The sequence below is a fragment of the Pseudomonas sp. D47 genome, assembly GCF_045447305.1.
Taxonomy (GTDB): Bacteria; Pseudomonadota; Gammaproteobacteria; order Pseudomonadales; family Pseudomonadaceae; genus Aquipseudomonas.
This window is the reverse complement of sequence record NZ_JBJGXU010000010.1, coordinates 91,426-110,262: the sequence shown is the minus strand read 5'-3', so window position 1 is coordinate 110,262 and position 18,837 is coordinate 91,426. Positions and strand designations below refer to the sequence as shown.

17 protein-coding genes are annotated in these 18,837 nt (G+C 60.8%); 10 read left to right on the top strand and 7 right to left on the bottom strand.

The annotated features are described in order from the left end of the window. Positions 1-18: 18 nt before the first annotated feature. The 3 genes from ACI77I_RS09955 to ACI77I_RS09945 all read left to right on the top strand — a co-directional run bounded on the left by ACI77I_RS09955 (position 19) and on the right by ACI77I_RS09945 (position 2,191). Positions 19-1,182, top strand: coding sequence for an MFS transporter (locus tag ACI77I_RS09955; RefSeq protein ID WP_406997415.1), 1,164 nt, complete (start codon positions 19-21; stop codon positions 1,180-1,182). Then, positions 1,179-1,709, top strand: a complete 531-nt coding sequence (locus tag ACI77I_RS09950; RefSeq protein ID WP_406997414.1) for a 1,2-dihydroxy-3-keto-5-methylthiopentene dioxygenase — start codon at positions 1,179-1,181, stop codon at positions 1,707-1,709. The genes ACI77I_RS09955 and ACI77I_RS09950 overlap by 4 nt, the downstream gene beginning before the upstream one ends. Positions 1,710-1,921: 212 nt before the next feature. After that, complete coding sequence (locus tag ACI77I_RS09945; protein ID WP_094951440.1) at positions 1,922-2,191, top strand: response regulator transcription factor; 270 nt, start codon at positions 1,922-1,924, stop codon at positions 2,189-2,191. 63 nt (positions 2,192-2,254) lie between these two features. Here ACI77I_RS09945 and ACI77I_RS09940 read toward each other — a convergent pair whose 3' ends face one another. Further along, positions 2,255-2,533 (bottom strand): DUF3509 domain-containing protein, encoded by a 279-nt coding sequence (locus tag ACI77I_RS09940; RefSeq protein ID WP_406997413.1) that lies wholly within the window; start codon positions 2,531-2,533, stop codon positions 2,255-2,257. A 396-nt stretch (positions 2,534-2,929) separates the two neighbouring features. Here ACI77I_RS09940 and ACI77I_RS09935 point away from each other — a divergent pair, with 396 nt between their 5' ends. The 5 genes from ACI77I_RS09935 to ACI77I_RS09915 all read left to right on the top strand — a co-directional run bounded on the left by ACI77I_RS09935 (position 2,930) and on the right by ACI77I_RS09915 (position 8,778). After that, positions 2,930-4,756, top strand: coding sequence for a long-chain-acyl-CoA synthetase (locus ACI77I_RS09935; RefSeq protein WP_406997412.1), 1,827 nt, complete (start codon positions 2,930-2,932; stop codon positions 4,754-4,756). A 170-nt stretch (positions 4,757-4,926) separates the two neighbouring features. Beyond that, on the top strand, positions 4,927-5,442 hold the full coding sequence (locus ACI77I_RS09930; protein WP_094951437.1) for an ankyrin repeat domain-containing protein: 516 nt from the start codon (positions 4,927-4,929) through the stop codon (positions 5,440-5,442). 41 nt (positions 5,443-5,483) lie between these two features. Next, a complete protein-coding gene (locus tag ACI77I_RS09925; protein ID WP_094951436.1) occupies positions 5,484-6,014 on the top strand; it encodes a hypothetical protein in 531 nt (176 codons plus the stop codon). Between the two features lie 67 nt (positions 6,015-6,081). Next, positions 6,082-6,273, top strand: coding sequence for a PLDc N-terminal domain-containing protein (locus ACI77I_RS09920; RefSeq protein WP_003192770.1), 192 nt, complete (start codon positions 6,082-6,084; stop codon positions 6,271-6,273). A 417-nt stretch (positions 6,274-6,690) separates the two neighbouring features. Beyond that, complete coding sequence (locus ACI77I_RS09915; RefSeq protein ID WP_406997411.1) at positions 6,691-8,778, top strand: LTA synthase family protein; 2,088 nt, start codon at positions 6,691-6,693, stop codon at positions 8,776-8,778. A gap of 53 nt (positions 8,779-8,831) precedes the next feature. On the opposite strand, the gene ACI77I_RS09910 is transcribed toward ACI77I_RS09915, so the two are convergent. Next, positions 8,832-8,984: a DUF3309 family protein gene (locus ACI77I_RS09910; RefSeq protein ID WP_015885095.1), complete on the bottom strand. Its 153-nt coding sequence runs from the start codon at positions 8,982-8,984 to the stop codon at positions 8,832-8,834. A 328-nt stretch (positions 8,985-9,312) separates the two neighbouring features. Here ACI77I_RS09910 and ACI77I_RS09905 point away from each other — a divergent pair, with 328 nt between their 5' ends. Together ACI77I_RS09905 and csrA are read left to right on the top strand one after the other, a co-directional pair. Continuing rightward, on the top strand, positions 9,313-10,128 hold the full coding sequence (locus ACI77I_RS09905) for an SDR family oxidoreductase (RefSeq protein ID WP_406997410.1): 816 nt from the start codon (positions 9,313-9,315) through the stop codon (positions 10,126-10,128). A gap of 1,188 nt (positions 10,129-11,316) precedes the next feature. Next, positions 11,317-11,508: a carbon storage regulator CsrA gene (gene csrA / locus ACI77I_RS09900; protein WP_094953534.1), complete on the top strand. Its 192-nt coding sequence runs from the start codon at positions 11,317-11,319 to the stop codon at positions 11,506-11,508. Positions 11,509-11,515: 7 nt separating this feature from the next. Here the strand turns inward: csrA and ACI77I_RS09895 are convergent, their stop codons facing one another. The 5 genes from ACI77I_RS09895 to mnmC form a co-directional block, all read right to left on the bottom strand. Then, positions 11,516-11,743, bottom strand: a complete 228-nt coding sequence (locus tag ACI77I_RS09895; protein WP_053257215.1) for a YheU family protein — start codon at positions 11,741-11,743, stop codon at positions 11,516-11,518. A 74-nt stretch (positions 11,744-11,817) separates the two neighbouring features. Continuing rightward, positions 11,818-13,002 carry an osmoprotectant NAGGN system M42 family peptidase gene (locus ACI77I_RS09890; protein ID WP_094953533.1) on the bottom strand — a complete coding sequence of 395 codons (1,185 nt, stop codon included), beginning with the start codon at positions 13,000-13,002 and terminating at the stop codon, positions 11,818-11,820. 174 nt (positions 13,003-13,176) lie between these two features. Beyond that, positions 13,177-14,922, bottom strand: a complete 1,746-nt coding sequence (gene ngg, locus ACI77I_RS09885) for an N-acetylglutaminylglutamine synthetase (protein ID WP_242151504.1) — start codon at positions 14,920-14,922, stop codon at positions 13,177-13,179. Between the two features lie 3 nt (positions 14,923-14,925). Next, a complete protein-coding gene (locus ACI77I_RS09880) occupies positions 14,926-16,698 on the bottom strand; it encodes an N-acetylglutaminylglutamine amidotransferase (RefSeq protein WP_094953531.1) in 1,773 nt (590 codons plus the stop codon). Positions 16,699-16,841: 143 nt separating this feature from the next. Continuing rightward, entirely contained in the window at positions 16,842-18,833 is a 1,992-nt protein-coding gene (gene mnmC, locus ACI77I_RS09875) for a bifunctional tRNA (5-methylaminomethyl-2-thiouridine)(34)-methyltransferase MnmD/FAD-dependent 5-carboxymethylaminomethyl-2-thiouridine(34) oxidoreductase MnmC (RefSeq protein ID WP_406997409.1), read from the bottom strand. Between the last annotated feature and the right edge of the window lie 4 nt (positions 18,834-18,837).

The following is an 18,837-nucleotide window of genomic DNA, read 5'->3' as shown; positions in this document are numbered from 1 at the left end:
GAAGCAGCCCCTTACCGCATGACCCAAGCCCTCCCGTACTGGCGCCTCTCCAGCTTCTACCTCTTCTACTTCGCCCTGCTCGGGGCGACGGCGCCGTTCCTGGCGCTGTATTTCGATCATTTGGGGTTCTCCAGCGCGCGCATTGGCGAGCTGGTGGCCATCCCCATGCTGATGCGCTGCGTGGCGCCAAACCTGTGGGGCTGGCTCGGCGACTATACCGGTCGGCGGCTGGCCATCGTGCGCTTTGGCGCGGTGTGCACCCTGGCCAGCTTCTCACTGATCTTCGTGAGCAAGACCTACGCCTGGCTGGCCCTGGTGATGGCGCTGCACGCATTCTTCTGGCACGCCGTGTTGCCGCAGTTTGAAGTGATCACCCTGGCTCACCTGCAAAAGCAAACCTCACGCTACAGCCAGATCCGCCTGTGGGGCTCCATCGGGTTCATCCTCACTGTGGTGATCATGGGGCGCCTGTTCGATTGGCTGAGCCTGGACATTTATCCGGTGGTGGTCGTGGTGATCATGGCCGGTATCATCGGCGCCAGCCTGTGGGTGCCCAACGCGCAGCCTGTTAGCCACGGCAATCGCCTGGCCGGTGCCGGTTTTCTCAAGCAATTGCGCAGCCCCGGCGTTCTGGCGTTTTATGCCTGCGTGGCGCTGATGCAAATGAGCCACGGCCCGTATTACACCTTCATCACCCTGCACCTGGAACACCTGGGCTACAGCCGTGGCGTGATCGGCATGCTCTGGGCCATCGGGGTGGTGGCGGAGGTGCTGATGTTCCTGGCCATGAGCCGCATCCTCACACGCTTTTCGGTGCGTCGGGTGCTGCTGGCCAGTTTCCTGCTGGCGGCCGTACGCTGGTTGCTGTTGGGCTCATTCGCCGAATTTTTCTGGGTGCTGCTGCTGGCGCAAGTGATGCACGCGGCCACCTTCGGCAGCTTCCACGCGGCGGCGATTGCCTTTGTTCAACGCAGCTTCGATGATCGCCAGCAAGGCCAGGGCCAGGCGCTGTATGCCGCGTTGGCCGGCACCGGTGGCGCGGTGGGCGCGCTGTATGCCGGCTATAGCTGGAACCTGCTGGGCCCGACCCTGACCTTCAGCATCGCCAGCGTCGCGGCGCTGGCCGCCGCCATTATCATTGGCCTTCGATTGCAAGAGCCGAATAAAGGAGACGAGCAATGAGTTATGTCGCTGTTTACCACGTTGCTACACCCGATACCCCGAACAAGGTCCTGACCCACTTCGACGATATCGCCAAGACCCTGGCCGAACACGGCGTACGCTTTGAGCGCTGGCAACCTAGCCCTATCGAGAAGGGCGCCAGCAATGCTGAAATGATCGCTGCATACCAACCGCAGATCGATAGCCTTGGCTACGCGGCTGTGGAGGTGCTCAGCGTGAGCGGCGAGCATCCGCAGAAAGCAGAGCTGCGTGCGCAGTTCCTCGATGAGCGCCGCTACAGCGAAGACGAAGTGCGTTTCTTCATCGCGGGCCAAGGCCTGTTCAGCGTGCACGTGGGCGACTACGTATACGCGGTGCGCTGTGAGAAAAATGACCTGCTGGTGATTCCGGCCGGTATGCCGCATTGGTTCGACATGGGTGAGAATCCACACGTTGTAACCCTGCGTTTGTTCAACACCGCCCAAGGCCGGGTACCTGAGTTTACCGGCGCTGATATTACCGGTGGTTTTCCAGGCCTGGACGACTAAGCACAAATATTTAACTGTTCAACTCAGGCGGGTTGGAAGTTGTTGTAGGAATAAGCCTAATTTCCTGTAGGGCGTAGCTGTTTATGCTGCGCCTTGTGCTTTCATCCCATTCGTTATGTAACTCTCTCTTTCGTTTTTGATGTTTGCGCCACCTGTCAATAGGAGCAATCCGAATGATGGCAGGGCATCCGCTAATACAAGGAGAGAGATCAATGAGTGGCCCAGAGGAGTCGTGTCGTACGCTGGTTACCGTGCCCGTGGTGGTTAGAAGGCGGCTGAGCTTAGGCGGCAAGCCTCTCACGCCGACTGAGCTGGAAATCCTGCGCTGGGCCTCGGAGGGCAAGACCGTCTGGGAAATCAGCCAGATTCGCGCCACCTCCGAAGCCACGGTCAAATTCCATCTGCGTAACATCTACGGCAAGTTGGAAGTCACCAATCGCGTACAGGCGATGAATGAGGCTACCCGCCAGGGGCTGTGCTGACACGCCATAAAAAAAGGGCCGCGACGCTTAATGGCGTCGCGGCCCTTTTTGCACAGCAGTTGCTTAGGCCGAATGGTAAGTCGGCAACGCAAAGCGGTTCTGGCTTTGCAGCATCGAAATTTGCGGCAGGTCGCTGGCTTGTTCGGCCAGGTCGCGGCGGATGGCGCTGATCACCCACGTCAGTTGGTCGGCGGTGTGCAGCTGTTGATACGAAATCGAGCGCTTGATCTGTTTGCCTTCGCTGTTGCGCAGGGTCAACAGGATGCCGCCGTCTGGGCGTGGCTGAGTGGTGACGTCGTATTGGGAGAATACAGAAGCGAATTTATCTTGGATCAGGCTCATGTCTATCAGCTCCGTTGGCTCAAGTTGGCAAGCGTGGAGTGATAGGTGCAGTGATTGTGCCAGTATTCGTATTTGTAAAAAACCGTTATAAAACAATTACTTAAAAAATATCCTTATTTTCAGTTTCGTGCAAATTGCATGAATGGCCATCGTGCATCCTGCATTTTGCGCTATCGAGGTTGACCGTTTCAGGTCGCCCTTACTGATAATGACTGCCCAGAGGCCGCACAATTCCATTTTTGTGGCGGCGCTGCGTTGGGATACAAAACTTTTCAAATCCTGCGTGTACAGCCAAAGAACGGCAGGCGTATTTTCCTGCAAGGCGCTCGGCCTCCTGGCGACAGGATTGCCGGTGTTCCTGGCTCATACGAAGAATAAGAAAAAGGACGTTCCGCCATGACCCATCCGCAAGACGACATGATCACCTGGGGCAAGATGCTGCGTAAGGTGCCCGCGATTGTTCGAGCCCTGCCACGCGTGGTACGCGGCATGCGCGCCGCGAATGTCACCGACCCCCAGCAACCCTGCGGCCTGGGTTGGCACTTCGAACAGGCCACCCTGCGCAACCCTGACGGCGCGGCGTTGTTGTACGCCGACAGGGTGCTCAGTTACCGCGAAGCCAACCAGTGTGCCAACCGTATTGCCCATCACCTGCACGCGCAGGGCATCGGCAAGGGTGATGTGGTCGCGCTGTTTATCGAAAACCGTCCCGAATTGCTGCTCAACGTATTGGCCGTGGCCAAGCTGGGCGGCATCTGCGCCATGCTCAATACCTCGCAAACCCAGGCGGCGCTGGTGCACAGCCTGAACCTGGTCAGCCCGGTGGCGATTGTGGTGGGTGCGGAGTTGGTGGCTGCCTACGCTGCGGTGCGCGATCAAGTGGCGATCACTGCGCACAGAACCTGGTTTGTCGCCGACCAGCAGTCAAGCACAGTGCCCGATGGCTATATCGACCTGATGGCCGCCGTTGCCGAATGCCCGGTGGACAACCCCGCCAGCACCGGGCAAATCTTCTTCAACGACCCGTGCTTCTATATCTACACCTCCGGCACCACGGGCTTGCCCAAGGCCGGCATCATGAAACACGGGCGCTGGACCAAAACCGCCGTCAGCTTCGGCAGCATCGCCCTGGACATGGGCCCCGAAGACATCCTGTATTGCACCTTGCCGCTGTACCACGCCACTGGCCTGTGCGTGTGCTGGGGTTCGGCGATTGTCGGGGCGTCGGGGTTCGCCATCCGGCGTAAATTCAGCGCCAGCCAGTTCTGGGACGATGCGCGCAGATTCAACGCAACCACCCTGGGTTATGTCGGTGAGTTGTGCCGCTACCTGCTCGACCAGCCCGCCAGCGCGGAGGATCTCGATAACCGCGTGACCAAGATGGTCGGTAACGGCCTGCGCCCCGGCGTCTGGGCCCAGTTCAAGCAACGCTACGGCGTTGAGCACATCTGCGAACTGTATGCCGCCAGCGACGGCAATATCGGTTTCACCAATGTGTTGAATTTCGACAACACCATCGGCTTCTGCCTGCAGCACTGGGCACTGGTGGACTACTCCCACGAAGCGGGTGAGCCGGTCCGTGGCAGCGACGGTTTCATGCGCAAGGTGCAAACGGGCGGGCAGGGGTTGCTGCTGGCCAGGATCGATGAAAAATCGCCGTTTGACGGCTACACCGACCCGGAAAAGAACCGCAAGGTGGTCCTCAGCGACGTGTTCGAGAAGGGCGACCGCTACTTCAATACCGGCGACTTGTTGCGCAGTATCGGCTTCGGCCATGCGCAATTTGTCGACCGCCTTGGCGACACCTACCGTTGGAAGGGCGAAAACGTCTCCACCACCGAAGTGGAGAATGTGCTGTTGCAACACCCGCAGATCGCCGAAGTGGTGGCCTACGGTGTCGAGATCGAAAACACCAATGGCCGCGCCGGCATGGTCGCCATCACCCCAAGTGAGTCCCTGGCCTCCCTTGATATGCGTGAATTGCTGCAGTTCGCTCACGGCCAACTTCCGCCTTACGCGGTGCCGTTGTTCCTGCGGATCAAGGTGAAGATGGAAACCACCGGCACCTTCAAGTACCAGAAAGTGCGGCTCAAGGAGGAGGCCTTCGACCCGGACAAAGCGGGTAACGACCCGGTGTATGCCTGGCTGCCGGGGTCGGACTGCTATGTACCGGTGACCGGCCAATTGTTGGCGCAGATTCAGGGCGGGCACTTTCGTTATTAAGAGCAGCGTTATTAAGAGCAGCGTTATTAAGAACAGCGTTATTAAAAGCAGCGCTATTGATTGTGCCTATGGCGGCTTTTGGTAAAAAAGCCATGACAGTGGGGAACTCCATCGCGACACTGGGCGCCTATTCTTTATTCCAGAAGCAGCACCCAGTTAAGGAGCCCCACATGTCAGACCAGCCTAAACAAATGACCGAAGACGAAGCCGCTGAATTTGCCGAGCAAGTCTTCGACGTGGCGCGCAAAGGCGATGCCGCCATGCTCGCCGCACTGCTGGCCAAAGGCTTGCCCCCCAACCTGCGCAACCACAATGGCGACACCTTGCTGATGCTCGCGGCCTATCACGGCCACGCTGACGCGGTAAAAGTACTGCTGGAATTCAAGGCTGACCCGCAAATCGCCAACGACAAGAACCAACTGCCAATGGCTGGTGCGGCGTTCAAAGGCAACCTGCCGGTGGTTAAGGCGCTGATCGACGGCGGCGCGCCGGTAGACGCGGCCTCCTCGGACGGCCGTACGGCGTTGATGATGGCGGCGATGTTCAACCGTGTCGACATGGTCGACTACCTGCTCGGCCAAGGCGCCAACCCCAAGGCCACTGATGCCCAGGGCGCGACTGCACTGGCGGCGGCTCAGACCATGGGCGCGGTGGATACGACGGCGCAGTTGCAGAAACTGGTGTAGGCTACGCGCCCTCAAAAACCAGCTCGCCACAGGATCACCCCATGAAAACCGCCCTCGTCGAACTCATCAGCAAAATCAGCGCCGGCGTCATGGGCGAGGACGAAGTAGCGCGCATCGCCGAGGAAGCGGCCCAGGCCTACGCCGACCCTGCAGCCTTTCTGGCAGCCAACCCGGATATCAACTACGACGACAGCTTCCCGATTGCGCTGGGAGAGTGGGTCGTAGTCGGTAGCCTACCGGAGACCGTGCTGTTCCAGGCCGACACCTATGCCGACCTGTTCGCGCAGATCGTCGCGTCGTTTGGCCCGGGCGTAGCGTTCAATCTCAAGCCCAAGCAGTTGGCCAAGACCGAAGACCTCACTGCGCTGAACCGCATCCAGATCCAGATGAGTGCCTTAAGCCCCGAAGATGGCGGTTATGTGCTGCTCAACTTCAGCCAACTGCTGGACGACGAAATCCAGGCGGTGCTGGTCTACGGCAACGACCTGCCGCGTGTGCTGCAACTGTGCGCTGAAGTCGGCATCAAGGCCGAGCCGTCCCTGGAAGCGCTGCGCGTCGCCTTACACGTCTGAAATAAAACGGAACCCCTGCCAGGGCTGACTATCCTACAAGTGCATGCCCTCACTTAGGAGCGACACCATGGGTTCCACTTTTAATAGCCTGATTGGCCTGATCATCCTGGCGTTGGATATCTGGGCGATCATCAACGTGTTCAAAAGCGGCGCAAGCACCGGGGCCAAGGTGTTGTGGATTCTGCTGATCCTGCTGTTGCCGGTGCTGGGCCTGATCATCTGGGCAATCGCCGGGCCACGGGGCAACGTGCGGATCTGACGCCACCAGCGCTCACTCTTATCCTGAGTGGGCACAGTAAATGTGGGAGTGGGCTTGCCCGCGATAGCGGTTTATCAGCCACAGTTCTGCTGGCTGACATACAGCTATCGCGGGCAAGCCCGCTCCCACATTGGTTTTTAGCGTATTTAAAGTTTTGTGTGTCGAAAGTATTCGGTGTACGAAATTTTCACATCTTTTCCAAGACAATTCTCCGGCTTTATGACGCTGCCACGGCTCTATCTCAAGTGCCGTTAAAGGCGCAAGGGCGGCGCACGTTCAGTAATTAATAGCGTTGCTGCCATTGATCGGGCACCATTTGCGCCACCGCGTTAACCGCCTACCCCAGCCAGCCTGGGCGAGGGACGGACGCCACTGCATTTTTTCGTAACTTAAACTTCCAATGGGTCCTGAAACGACATGGCAAACCCGGACGCCCTGAGTCAGCAGCGAGCTTCTAATCGCCTGCTGCAACCGACCGTCAAATCCCATCTGGCGTACACACTGCTCTGCGCACTGGTCATGATGGTGATGTTCTCCCTGCTGCGCCTGGCGCTGCTGGCCTATAACCGCGAGATGATCCTCGACACGCCTGCCTCGACCTTCCTGGAAGCGTTCGTCAACGGCACGCGCTTCGACATACGCTTTGTGATGTACGCGCTGGTCCCGCTGCTGCTGGCGTTGTTCAGCGTAAGGGCCATGGCGGCGCGCGGGTTCTTCCGTTTGTGGCTGACCGTGGTGTCCAGCATTGCCCTGTTCCTGGGCTTGATGGAAATGGACTTCTACCGCGAGTTCCACCAGCGCCTCAACGGCCTGGTCTTCCAGTACGTGAAGGAAGACCCGAAAACCGTGATGAGCATGCTCTGGTACGGTTTCCCGGTGGTGCGCTACCTGCTGGCCTGGGCCGTGGGCACACTGATCCTGAGCATCGCCTTCAAAGGCGCCGACCGTGCGACGCGCCCACGTGGCCCGTTCAGCGGCGGCAGCATCGGCACCCGCCAAGTGGCGCCGTGGTACAGCCGCATCGCGGTGTTCGTGGTCTGCCTGTTGATCGCCGTGGTCGCCATCCGTGGCACCCTGCGCCAGGGCCCGCCGCTGCGTTGGGGTGATGTCTACACCACCGAATCGAACTTCGCCAACCAACTGGGCTTGAACGGCACCTTGTCGCTGATCGCCGCGGCCAAGTCGCGTTTCTCTGAGGAGCGTTCCAACATCTGGAAGGCCACCCTCGATCAGCCGCTGGCTACCCAAACCGTGCGTGACATGCTGGTGCTGCCGCAAGAGAAGCTGGTGGATACCGACACCGCAGCGGTGCGCCGTGACTACACGCCACCGGCCGAGAAGACCCTGCCGATCAAGAACGTTGTAGTGATCCTGATGGAAAGCTTCGCCGGTCACTCGGTCGGTGCGCTGGGCCGCCCAGGCAACATCACGCCGTACTTCGATAAGTTGTCCAAAGAAGGCTTGCTGTTCGACCGCTTCTTCTCCAACGGCACCCACACCCACCAGGGTATGTTCGCCACCATGGCCTGCTTCCCGAACCTGCCGGGCTTCGAATACCTGATGCAGACCCCGGAAGGCAGCCACAATCTGTCGGGCCTGCCGCAGTTGCTCAGCGCGCGCAAGTTTGACGACGTGTATGTCTACAACGGCGATTTCGCCTGGGACAACCAGTCGGGCTTCTTCAGCAACCAGGGCATGACCAACTTCATCGGGCGTAATGACTTCGTCAACCCGGTGTTCTCCGACCCGACGTGGGGTGTGTCCGACCAGGACATGTTCACCCGTGGCCTGGAAGAGTTGAAAGCCCGCGAAGGCGGCAAGCCGTTCTACGCGCTGCTGCAAACCCTGTCCAACCACACGCCGTACGCATTGCCGACGCCATTGCCGGTAGAGAAAGTCACCGACCGTGGCAGCCTCAACGAGCATTTGACGGCCATGCGTTACTCCGACTGGGCCCTGGGCCAGTTCTTTGAAAAGGCTCGTAAAGAGCCGTACTTCAAAGAAACCCTGTTCGTGATCGTGGGTGACCACGGCTTCGGCAACGAACAGCAGATCACCGAAATGGACTTGGGCCGCTTCAACGTGCCGATGCTGATGATTGCACCGGGCATGCAGGAGAAGTTCGGCGAGCGTGACCACACCGTGGGCACCCAGATCGACATCGTGCCGACCATCATGGGCCGCCTCGGTGGCGACACCCTGCACCAGTGCTGGGGCCGTGACCTGCTGAACCTGCCGGAAGGCGACAAGGGCTTTGGTGTGATCAAGCCGTCGGGCAGCGACCAGACGGTGGCCTTGGTCACCGCAGACCGTATCCTGGTACTGCCAAAGGAAATGCCACCCAAACTGTGGGAATACGAACTGGGCGCTAACCCGACCGGTAAAGTGATCCCTGAATCGCCGGACGAAGCGGCGCTGAAGCAGAAACTCGAATCGTTCCTGCAGACAGCGACCAAGAGCTTGTTGGATAACACCGCCGGTGTTATCGACGGTAAGCCGGACTAATTTAACGGCAATAAAAAAGAGGCCTCAATGAGGCCTCTTTTTTTGTCCGGTGTTTATATCCGACCGAGCAACAACAGCACCAGCAGGACGACCAGGACAACGCCCAGAATACCCGACGGGCCATAGCCCCAGTTACGCGAGTGCGGGAATACTGGCAGGCCGCCTACCAGCAGTAGGATCAGGATAATGATCAGAATGAGGCTCATAGTTTTTTTCCTTATAGGCCTTCTGCAAAGACCGGTTATTAAACGCTAGGCCGTCACCTTAATACAGACGCCTTATTAACTCCGACTGTACCGGTCGGCAGAAAATTCCCTGGTTTTTTAAAGCATTTTGCAAACTTGCTTATTTCTTTTAATGCGTTCGCAAATACGCCGTATTAGTTGAAAAAGATTGAACTTACGCTATACGTAGCTCTCCCACCCGGCCCCAGGTTTGCCCGAGGCATTCATCAATTGGATGGTGCGTGGGTGTGGGAAAAACCTTCGCTACACTGCCGATCACTTCTTCCGTGAACCACAAGGCTACTTTCCTATGCAAAATCGCATGATGATCACCGGCGCCGGGTCCGGCCTGGGTCGCGAAATCGCGCTGCGCTGGGCCCGTGAGGGCTGGCAGTTGGCCTTGTCGGATGTCAGTGAGCCTGGCTTGCAGGAAACCCTCAGGCTGGTGCGCGAGGCGGGTGGCGATGGGTTTATCCAGCGTTGTGATGTGCGCGATTACAGCCAGCTCACCGCGTTTGCCCAGGCCTGCGAGGTCAAGCTGGGTGGGGTTGATGTGATCGTCAACAATGCCGGCGTCGCCTCGGGTGGTTTTTTCGCCGAGTTGTCTCTGGAGGATTGGGACTGGCAGATCGCGATTAACCTGATGGGCGTGGTCAAGGGCTGCAAGGCGTTTCTGCCGCTGTTGGAGAAGAGCAAGGGCCGGATCATCAACATCGCCTCAATGGCAGCACTGATGCAGGGGCCGGCGATGAGTAACTACAACGTGGCCAAGGCGGGTGTGGTGGCGTTGTCGGAGAGTTTGCTGGTGGAACTCAAGCAGCAGGAAGTGGGTGTGCATGTGGTGTGCCCGTCGTTTTTCCAGACCAACTTGCTGGATTCGTTTCGCGGGCCTACCCCGGCGATGAAGGCGCAGGTGGGTAAGTTGCTCGAGAGTTCGCCGATTTCGGCGGCGGACATTGCTGACTATATTTACCAGCGGGTGGCGGAGGGGGAGTTTATGATTCTGCCGCATGAGCAGGGGCGTATGGCTTGGGCGTTGAAGCAGAAGAACCCGCAGTTGCTGTATGACGAGATGGCTTCGATGGCGGATAAGATGCGGGCTAAGGCGCAGGCGGTTAGGGGGTGAGGTTTTGGTGGGGGGCATATCCGTTGCTGCGGTAACGGCCACTTAGGGTTCCGCCCTTACGGCGGGTCACTTTTGGAAAAGAGCCCCAAAAGTAACCAAAAGGGCTCTTGCCCCACCACTCGGTGCCTCGCCTAGGCTCGGCATGCCCTCACTCCGGCTTGAATCCGTGGGCCGCCGCCATGGGCCATCCTTGGCCCATCGCGGCTAACCCGGCGTCCTGCCGGGTTACCCACGGATTCAAGCCTGCGTTCGGCCATCGTGGTTTAACGGGGCGCCTCAGATCAAGATCAAAAGCAGATCAAAAGCAAGAGCACGGCGGCCTAGTAGCCGACCTGAGTGGTTGAAGCAAAAGCAGAGCAGAAGCAGAGCACCATCCTATCTAGCTGATGTAATGAAATCCCAATGTGGGAGCGGGCTTGCTCGCGAAGGCGTGGGTCAGTCAGCTCATGTGTAACTGCCCCACCGCATTCGCGAGCAAGCCCGCTCCCACAATTTTGACCGAGTTCGGCTGCCAGCACTGCAGTGCTCTGCTTTTCTGTGGGAGCTGGCTTGTCGGATCGCCGCACCGCTGCGATGCAGGCATCTCGGTGTATCAGGTACACCGAGTTGATGCCATCGCAGGCAAGCCAGCTCCCACATTTGATTGAGTTCAGCCTCCACGATTAGGTCGGCTGTCAGGCCGCCTCGGTTTTGCTTTTGATCTAACCACTCAGGTCGGCTACTAGGCCGCCGTGCTCTTGCTTTTGATCTTGATCTGCTTTTGATCTTGATCTTAGGCGCCCCGTTAACCACGCTGGCCGAACGCAGGCTTTGGAGCGTGGGTAAACCGGCAGGACGCCGGTTTAGCCGCGATGGGCCAAGGATGGCCCATGGCGGCGGCCCACGGTCCAAAGCCGGAGTGAGGGCACACCGAGCCTAGGCGAGGTGCCGAGTGGTGGGGCAAGAGCCCTTTTGGTTACTTTTGGGGCTCTTTTCCAAAAGTGACCCGCCGTAAGGGCGGAACCAATAGCCGCCGTTACCGCAGCAACGGATATGTACTCAACAACCCCAACCCCCCCCTAATCAACCCATGTCTGTCAGGCAAATTACCTATAAATGTAGGTCTCGTCTGATTTAACGGCAAGCCATTGTCGCCCCCCACCCAAGCGCGCATGGTCAAGGTCCTGTCACTCCAAAAGGACAACCGCCATGCTGGTCTTAAGCCGCGCCATAGGCGAAATCATCTCTATCGGCGATGACATCACCTTGCACATCCTCGAACTAAACGGCACCCAAGTAAAATTCGGTATCCAGGCTCCGATAGGGGTCAACATACACCGCGCCGAGGTGTATCAGAAAATCCTCGAACGCCAAGCCACACAAGCCCAAACCAACCCGTAAAACACCCTCAATCGAACAGATGCTTGGGCACATCGTGCTTGAGCATCAACTGGCATTGCTCACTGTCAGGGTCGAACACAATCAGCGCCTGGCCCTTGGTCAGCGCCTGTCGCACACGCAATACGCGGGTTTCCAGGGGCGTCTCATCGCCATTGTCCGTGCCGTCGCGGGTCACGAAGTCTTCGATGAGGCGCGTCAGGGTGTCGACTTCAAGTGCGTCGTAGGGAATCAGCATAAAAGCCTCAGAGGTAGAATCCCGGCGATGCTACTGCGCCGGGATCCGTCTTGCCAGTATCCGGTGTGCCCGTGTCAGGACTTCTGGCCCACCAAGCTGTCCACCGACGGCACGCGAGTGTCGCTCTCCATCTGCGTTTCATGCTCGATCTGATGACTGAAGCGGTCCAGCGAACCCTGGGCCGGTTGCGCGTCGCTGGCGAATACCGGCGGGCTGAGGATGTACGCGCCCAACAGGCGACTCAACGCCGCCAGGCTGTCGATGTGCGTGCGCTCGTAACCGTGGGTCGCGTCGCAACCAAACGCCAGCAGCGCGGTGCGAATGTCGTGGCCGGCAGTCACCGCCGAATGCGCGTCGCTGAAGTAATAGCGGAACAGGTCGCGCCGCACTGGCAGGTCATTGTCCGAGGCCAGGCGCAGCAAGTGCCGGGACAGGTGATAGTCATACGGCCCGCCGGAATCCTGCATCGCCACGCTCACGGCGTGCTCGCTGGAGTGCTGGCCGGGTGCGACCGGGGCGATGTCGATGCCAACAAACTCACTCACGTCCCACGGCAGGGCAGCAGCGGCGCCACTGCCGGTTTCTTCGGTGATGGTAAACAGCGGGTGGCAGTCGATCAGCAAGGGTTCGCCGCTGTCGATGATCGCCTTGAGCGCGGCGAGCAGGGCGGCGACACCGGCTTTGTCGTCCAGGTGACGCGCGCTGATATGCCCGCTCTCGGTGAACTCGGGCAGTGGGTCAAAGGCCACGTAGTCACCGATGCTGATGCCTAAGGAATCGCAGTCGGCGCGGGTGGCGCAGTAAGCGTCGAGGCGCAATTCCACGTGGTCCCAACTCACTGGCATTTCATCCACGGCGGTGTTGAAGGCGTGCCCGGAGGCCATCAACGGCAACACGCTGCCACGGATCACGCCGTTGTCGGTAAACAGGCTGACGCGGCTGCCTTCGGCAAAACGGCTGGACCAGCAACCGACCGGAGCGAGGGTCAGGCGGCCGTTGTCTTTGATTGCACGTACGGCGGCGCCGATGGTGTCCAAGTGCGCGGACACTGCGCGGTCGGGGCTGTTTTTCTGGCCCTTGAGGGTGGCGCGAATGGTGCCGCGCCGGGTCATCTCAAAGGGGATGCCCAGTTCTTCCAGGCGTTCGGCGACGTAGCGCACGATGGTGTCGGTAAACCCGGTAGGGCTGGGAATGGCGAGCATTTCCAGCAGCACTTTTTGCAGGTAGTTCAGGTCCGGTTCGGGGATGGTTCGAGTCATGGAAACTCCTGATGAGGTGAGGGCATCGATGGTTTCGATGAGGGGAACAGGTCAGCTGGAAATCCATCGCCTGTACTGGCCTTATCGCGGGTAAGCCCGGCTCCCACATTGGAGTGCATTCAACTGTGGGAGCCGGGCTTGCCCGCGATAGCGCCGGTGCAGGCGACACATTTCTCAAGCGGTCGGCTGGCTATGCGGAAACAACAAATCCACAAACTTCTCCGCAGTCGGTTGCGGCTCGTGATTGGCCAGGCCGGCCCGTTCGTTGGCTTCGATAAACACATACTCGGGTTGGTCGGCGGCGGGCACCATCAGGTCCAGGCCGACCATGGGAATGTCCAGCGCGCGGGCGGCGCGTACGGCGGCGTCGACCAGGGTCGGGTGCAGAATCGCCGTGACGTCTTCCAGGCAGCCGCCGGTGTGCAGGTTGGCGGTGCGGCGTACCGCCAGGGTTTCGCCACGTGGCAGGATGCTGCTGTAGTCGTAACCGGCGGCATGCAGGGTGCGTTGGGTTTCGGCGTCCAGCGGGATTTTGCTTTCGCCGTCGGTGGCGGCTTGGCGCCGACGGCTTTGGGCTTCGATCAAGGCGCCGATGGAATGCTGGCCGTCGCCGGTCACTTCGGCCGGGCGACGGATGGCGGCGGCGACCACTTCAAAACCGATCACCAGGATGCGCAGGTCGAGGCCTTCGTGAAAGCTTTCGAGCAGCACACGGCTGTCGAACTGACGCGCCGCTTCGACAGCTTTCTGCACGTCCTCGATGGTCTGCAGATCCACCGCCACGCCTTGGCCTTGCTCGCCATCGAGCGGCTTGACCACGATGCGCTGGTGTTCGTCGAGGAACTCCAGGTTGTCGTCGGCATTGCCCGCCAATTGCTGCGAGGGCAGGTTCAAACCGGCCGCTTTGAGCACTTTGTGGGTCAGGCTTTTGTCCTGGCACAGGGTCATGCTGATGGCGCTGGTCAGGTCGCTCAGGGATTCACGGCAGCGCACGCGGCGCCCGCCATGGCTGAGGGTAAACAGGCCGGCATCGGCATCATCGACGTGCACATCAATGCCGCGCCGGTGAGCCTCTTCGACAATGATCCGCGCGTATGGGTTGAACCCGGCCTGCGGGCCGGGGCCGAGAAACAGCGGCTGGTTGATGCCGTTCTTGCGCTTGATCGCAAAGGTGGTCAGCGCGCGAAAACCCAGCTTGGCGTAGAGGCTCTTGGCCTGGCGGTTATCGTGCAACACCGACAGGTCGAGGTAGCTCAGGCCACGGCTCATAAAGTGCTCCACCAAGTGGCGCACCAGCACCTCGCCCACGCCAGGGCGTGTGCACTGTGGGTCGACGGCCAGGCACCACAGGCTGCAACCGTTTTCCGGGTCGTGAAAGGCTTTTTGATGATTGAGGCCCATCACGCCGCCGATCACCGCGCCGCTGTCTTCGTCCTCGGCCAGCCAATACACCGGGCCACCTTGATGGCGCGGGGTCAGGCGCTCGGCGTCGACCGGCAGCATGCCGCGGCCTTGATACAGCTGGTTGACTGCCGCCCAATCGGCTTCAGTTTGCACCCGGCGAATACGAAAGCCGCGAAACACGCGGGTGGCGGGCCGATAGTCGCTGAACCACAGGCGCAACGTGTCGGACGGGTCCAGGAACAGCTGCTGCGGATCAATCCCGAGGATCTGCTGGGGCGCGGCCACGTACAGCGCGATGTCGCGTTCGCCAGGCTGCTCATGCAGCAGTTCCTGAGCCAGGCTCGCCGGGTCCGCAAAGGTGTGGCCGATCAACAACCGGCCCCAGCCGCAATGCACGGCAATCGGTTCGGCGCCCAGCGGGCTGCCATCTTCCGCCAGGCGGGCTTGCAGGCGCTCGTAGGTCGGCGCCTGGCCCTTGAGCAAGCGTTGGCTGTAAGCCGCTGCGAGAGGTTTCATCAATCAGATTCCTTGTTCGCTGAGCCACAGGTTCAGCGCCGCCAGTTGCCACAGCTTGGAGCCACGCAGCGGGGTCAGTTGGCCCTGCGGGTCGGTCAACAGGCGGTCAAGCATGGCCGGGTTGAACAGGCCGCGATCCTGGCTCGGGTCCAGCAGCAGTTCTCGCACCCAGTTCAAGGTGTCGCCCTGCAAATGCTTGAGGCCCGGCACGGGGAAGTAGCCTTTCTTGCGGTCGATGACTTCGCTCGGGATGACGCGGCGCGCGGCCTCTTTGAGCACCTGCTTGCCACCGTCGGGCAACTTGAACTTGCCGGGTACGCGGGCCGAGAGTTCGACGAGGCGGTAATCCAGAAACGGCGTGCGCGCTTCCAGGCCCCAGGCCATGGTCATGTTGTCGACGCGTTTGACCGGGTCGTCCACCAGCATCACCGTGCTGTCCAGGCGCAGGGCCTTGTCCACGGCGGCGTCGGCGCCCGGCATGGCGAAATGTTCGCGCACAAAGTCACCGGCGGCGTCATTGGCGGTCAGCCATTTCGGCGCGACGGTGGCGGCGTAATCGTCGTAGCTGCGGTCGAAAAACGCGTCGCGGTAGGCGGCATACGGGTCGCTGGCGCCGTCCACTTGAGGGTACCAGTGGTAACCGGCGAACAGCTCATCGGCGCCCTGGCCGCTTTGTACCACCTTGCAATGCTTGGCCACTTCTCGCGACAGCAGGTAGAAGGCGATGCAGTCGTGGCTGACCATCGGCTCGCTCATGGCGCGGAATGCCGCCGGCAGTTGCTCGATGATTTCGCTTTCGGCGATGCGCAGTTGGTGGTGACGGGTGCCGTAGTGCTTGGCGATCAGGTCCGAGTACTGGAACTCGTCGCCGCGCTCGCCACCGGCGTCTTCAAAACCGATGGAGAAGGTCGATAAATCCTGCACGCCGACTTCACGCAGCAGGCCGACGAGCATGCTCGAATCGACACCGCCGGACAGCAGCACGCCGACGTCCACGGCGGCACGTTGGCGGATCGCCACGGCTTCGCGGGTGCTGTCGAGCACGCGGTCGGTCCAGTCTTGCAGCGTGAGGTTTTTTTCATCCTCATGGGGGCCGTAGGGCAGGGTCCACCAGGTTTTCTGCTCGGTGTCGCCATGGGCGTCGATGCGCATCCAGCTCGCCGGCGGCAGCTTTTCAATGCCCGCCAGCAAGGTGCGCGGCGCCGGTACTACGGCGTGGAAGTTCAGGTAGTGGTTAAGCGCGACCGGGTCGAGGATCGGGTTGATATCGCCGCCCTTGAGCAGTGCCGGCAAGGCCGAGGCGAAGCGCAGGCGCTGGCCGGTACGCGACAGGTACAAAGGCTTCACGCCCAGGCGGTCACGGGCGATAAACAGGCGCTGCGCGTCGCGCTCCCAGATGGCAAACGCGAACATGCCGTTGAGCTTGGGCAGCAGTGCTTCGCCCCAGGCGTGGTAGCCCTTGAGCAGCACTTCGGTGTCGCCGCCGGAATAGAAGGCATAGCCCAGGGCTTCCAGTTCTTGCCGCAATTCCGGGAAGTTATAGATGGCGCCGTTGAACGCCAGCGACAGCCCAAGCTGGGCGTCGACCATCGGCTGGGCCGAGCCGTCCGAGAGGTCCATGATTTTCAGGCGCCGGTGGCCCAGGGCAATCGGCCCTTGGGCGTGGAAGCCCCAGGCGTCGGGGCCGCGAGGGGCCAGGTGATGGGTGATGCGCTCAATCGCTGCCAGGTCGGCAGGTTGGGCATCGAAACGTAATTCTCCAGCTAATCCGCACATAAATTCCTTACCGGTTTTTCCGTTGGGGAGGGTCAATACTCAATACGCCCGAAGGGCGCGTACCCAGAAACTGACCCAGTGCTATGCGTGGAGTTTTAGACCGATAAGTTATAAGGCAAATTGCCGCGACGCCTGCAATCCCGCTATTTCTGTGTCGCTGCCTTGCCTCTGACCAGTGCGCGCAGGGCAAACCGATTCGGGTGGCAGGCCTCTGCCACGCTGGCCGGAACGGGCAGCGGCTCGTCGCTGAGCCAGGCTGCCAGCAACTCGCCGCACAGTGGCGCGGTAATCAGCCCGCGTGAGCCGTGGCCGCTGTTGATGTACAACCCTGGCAGCCACGGGCAAGGCGTGTCCGGCACTTGGCGGGCGTCTTTGCTGAGTACGGCATAGGCGTGTCGGAAGGCGTCCTGGTCGGCCAACGGCCCGACGATCGGCAGGTAGTCAGGGCTGGTGCAGCGGAAAGCAGCGCGGCCTTCCAACTGTTCGGGAGCCAGTGCGTCGGCGCCCAGGCGCTGCAGCAGGTCTTCAGAAATCTCCCGCAGCATTTCGAGGTTGCCGGCATGTTCGGCGACGGTGGGCGTGAGGTCTTCATTGTTGAAATCAAAACTGGCGCCCAAGGTGTGCTCGCCAAGCCGGGCGGGCGCGACGTAGCCTTCGGCGCAGACCACCGTGGCCAAGGCCGTACTCGCCGCCGTTTGCGCCAGCCGGGTGATTTGCCCGCGGATACGCTTGAGCGGCAAGTCGGCGCTCAGTGGGAACCGCTTGATGTCGGCGGCTCCAGCGAGCACCACCACACTGGCGCTTACCAGCACGCAGTCACCGTCGCGGGCCTGCCACTGGTCGTTGACCCGGTGCAGCTCCAGGGCATCGTGATGGGGGAGCACCTCAATCAGCGGATGCGCCGCTTGCCAGTGGCACAGCGCGGGCGGATGCACCCAACCGCCTTGCGGGAAAAACAGGCCGCCCTGGGCCAGGTCGATGCCGGCCTGTTGTTGCGCGTGTTCACGGTCCAGCAGGTGCAGCAACTCGGGCGCAAACGCCTCAGCCAGTTGTGCCTGACGCTGGGCTTCCTTGGCGTCGAACGCCAGTTGCAGCACACCGCAGCCATCCCAATCGACACCTCGGTGCAGGTGCTCCAACAGACGTCGCGTGTGGCCGAAGCCGCTGAGGATCAGTTGCGACAACGCCGTGCCATGGGCCGACAGCTTGAGGTACAGCACGCCCTGCGGGTTGCCGGACGCTTCCTGGGCCAGGGCGGCGTGGCGCTCCACCAAGCTGACGCGCCAACCGCGCGCGGCCAGGCTGGCGGCAGTGGCGCAACCGGCCAAGCCGCCGCCGATGACCATGGCGTGGCGCTCGCCTTCGACAGTTGCCGGGCGGGAGAACCAGGGTTTGGCTTTGGCCAGTGGTGTCGCGTCCTCGGGCCAGCCGAGAAACTCACCGCGCAGGATCTCCCATTTATGCCCGATGCCCGGCGTGCGCTTCATCTTGAACCCGGCGGCATTGATCAGGCGCCGTACCCAGCCGGTGCTGGTAAAGGTGCTGATGGTTGAAGCCGGTGCGGCCAAGCGGGCCAGTTCGGCAAACAGTTCGGCGGTCCACATGTCGGGGTTTTTCGCCGGTGCGAAGCCGTCGAGAAACCACGCGTCAACCTGTGCATCCAGCTGCGGCAGTTGCTCCAGGGCGTCACCGATCAACAGCGTGAGGGTCACACGGCCATTGTCCAGCACCAGGCGTTGGAAGCCTGGGTGGATGGCAATGTACTGGGCCAACAATTGCTCGGCGAAGGGCGCAAGTTCCGGCCAGAGGGCGAGGGCGCGTTGCAGGTCGGCGTGGCTCAGTGGGTACTTTTCCACGCTGACAAAATGCAGGCGTGCACCGGCCACCGCGTGTTGCTCAAACAGCTGCCAGGCGCAGAGAAAATTCAAGCCGGTGCCGAAACCGGTCTCGCCAATCACCAATCGTCCGCCCGCCGGCAAGGCGGCAAAACGCTCCTGCAAACGGTTCTGTTCGAGGAACACATAGCGGGTTTCTTCAAGGCCGGATTTGTCGGAAAAATACACATCGTCGAAGACCCGCGAGTGCGGGCGACCTTGGTCATCCCAGTCGAGCTGGGCGTGGGTGATGGGGTTCATGGGC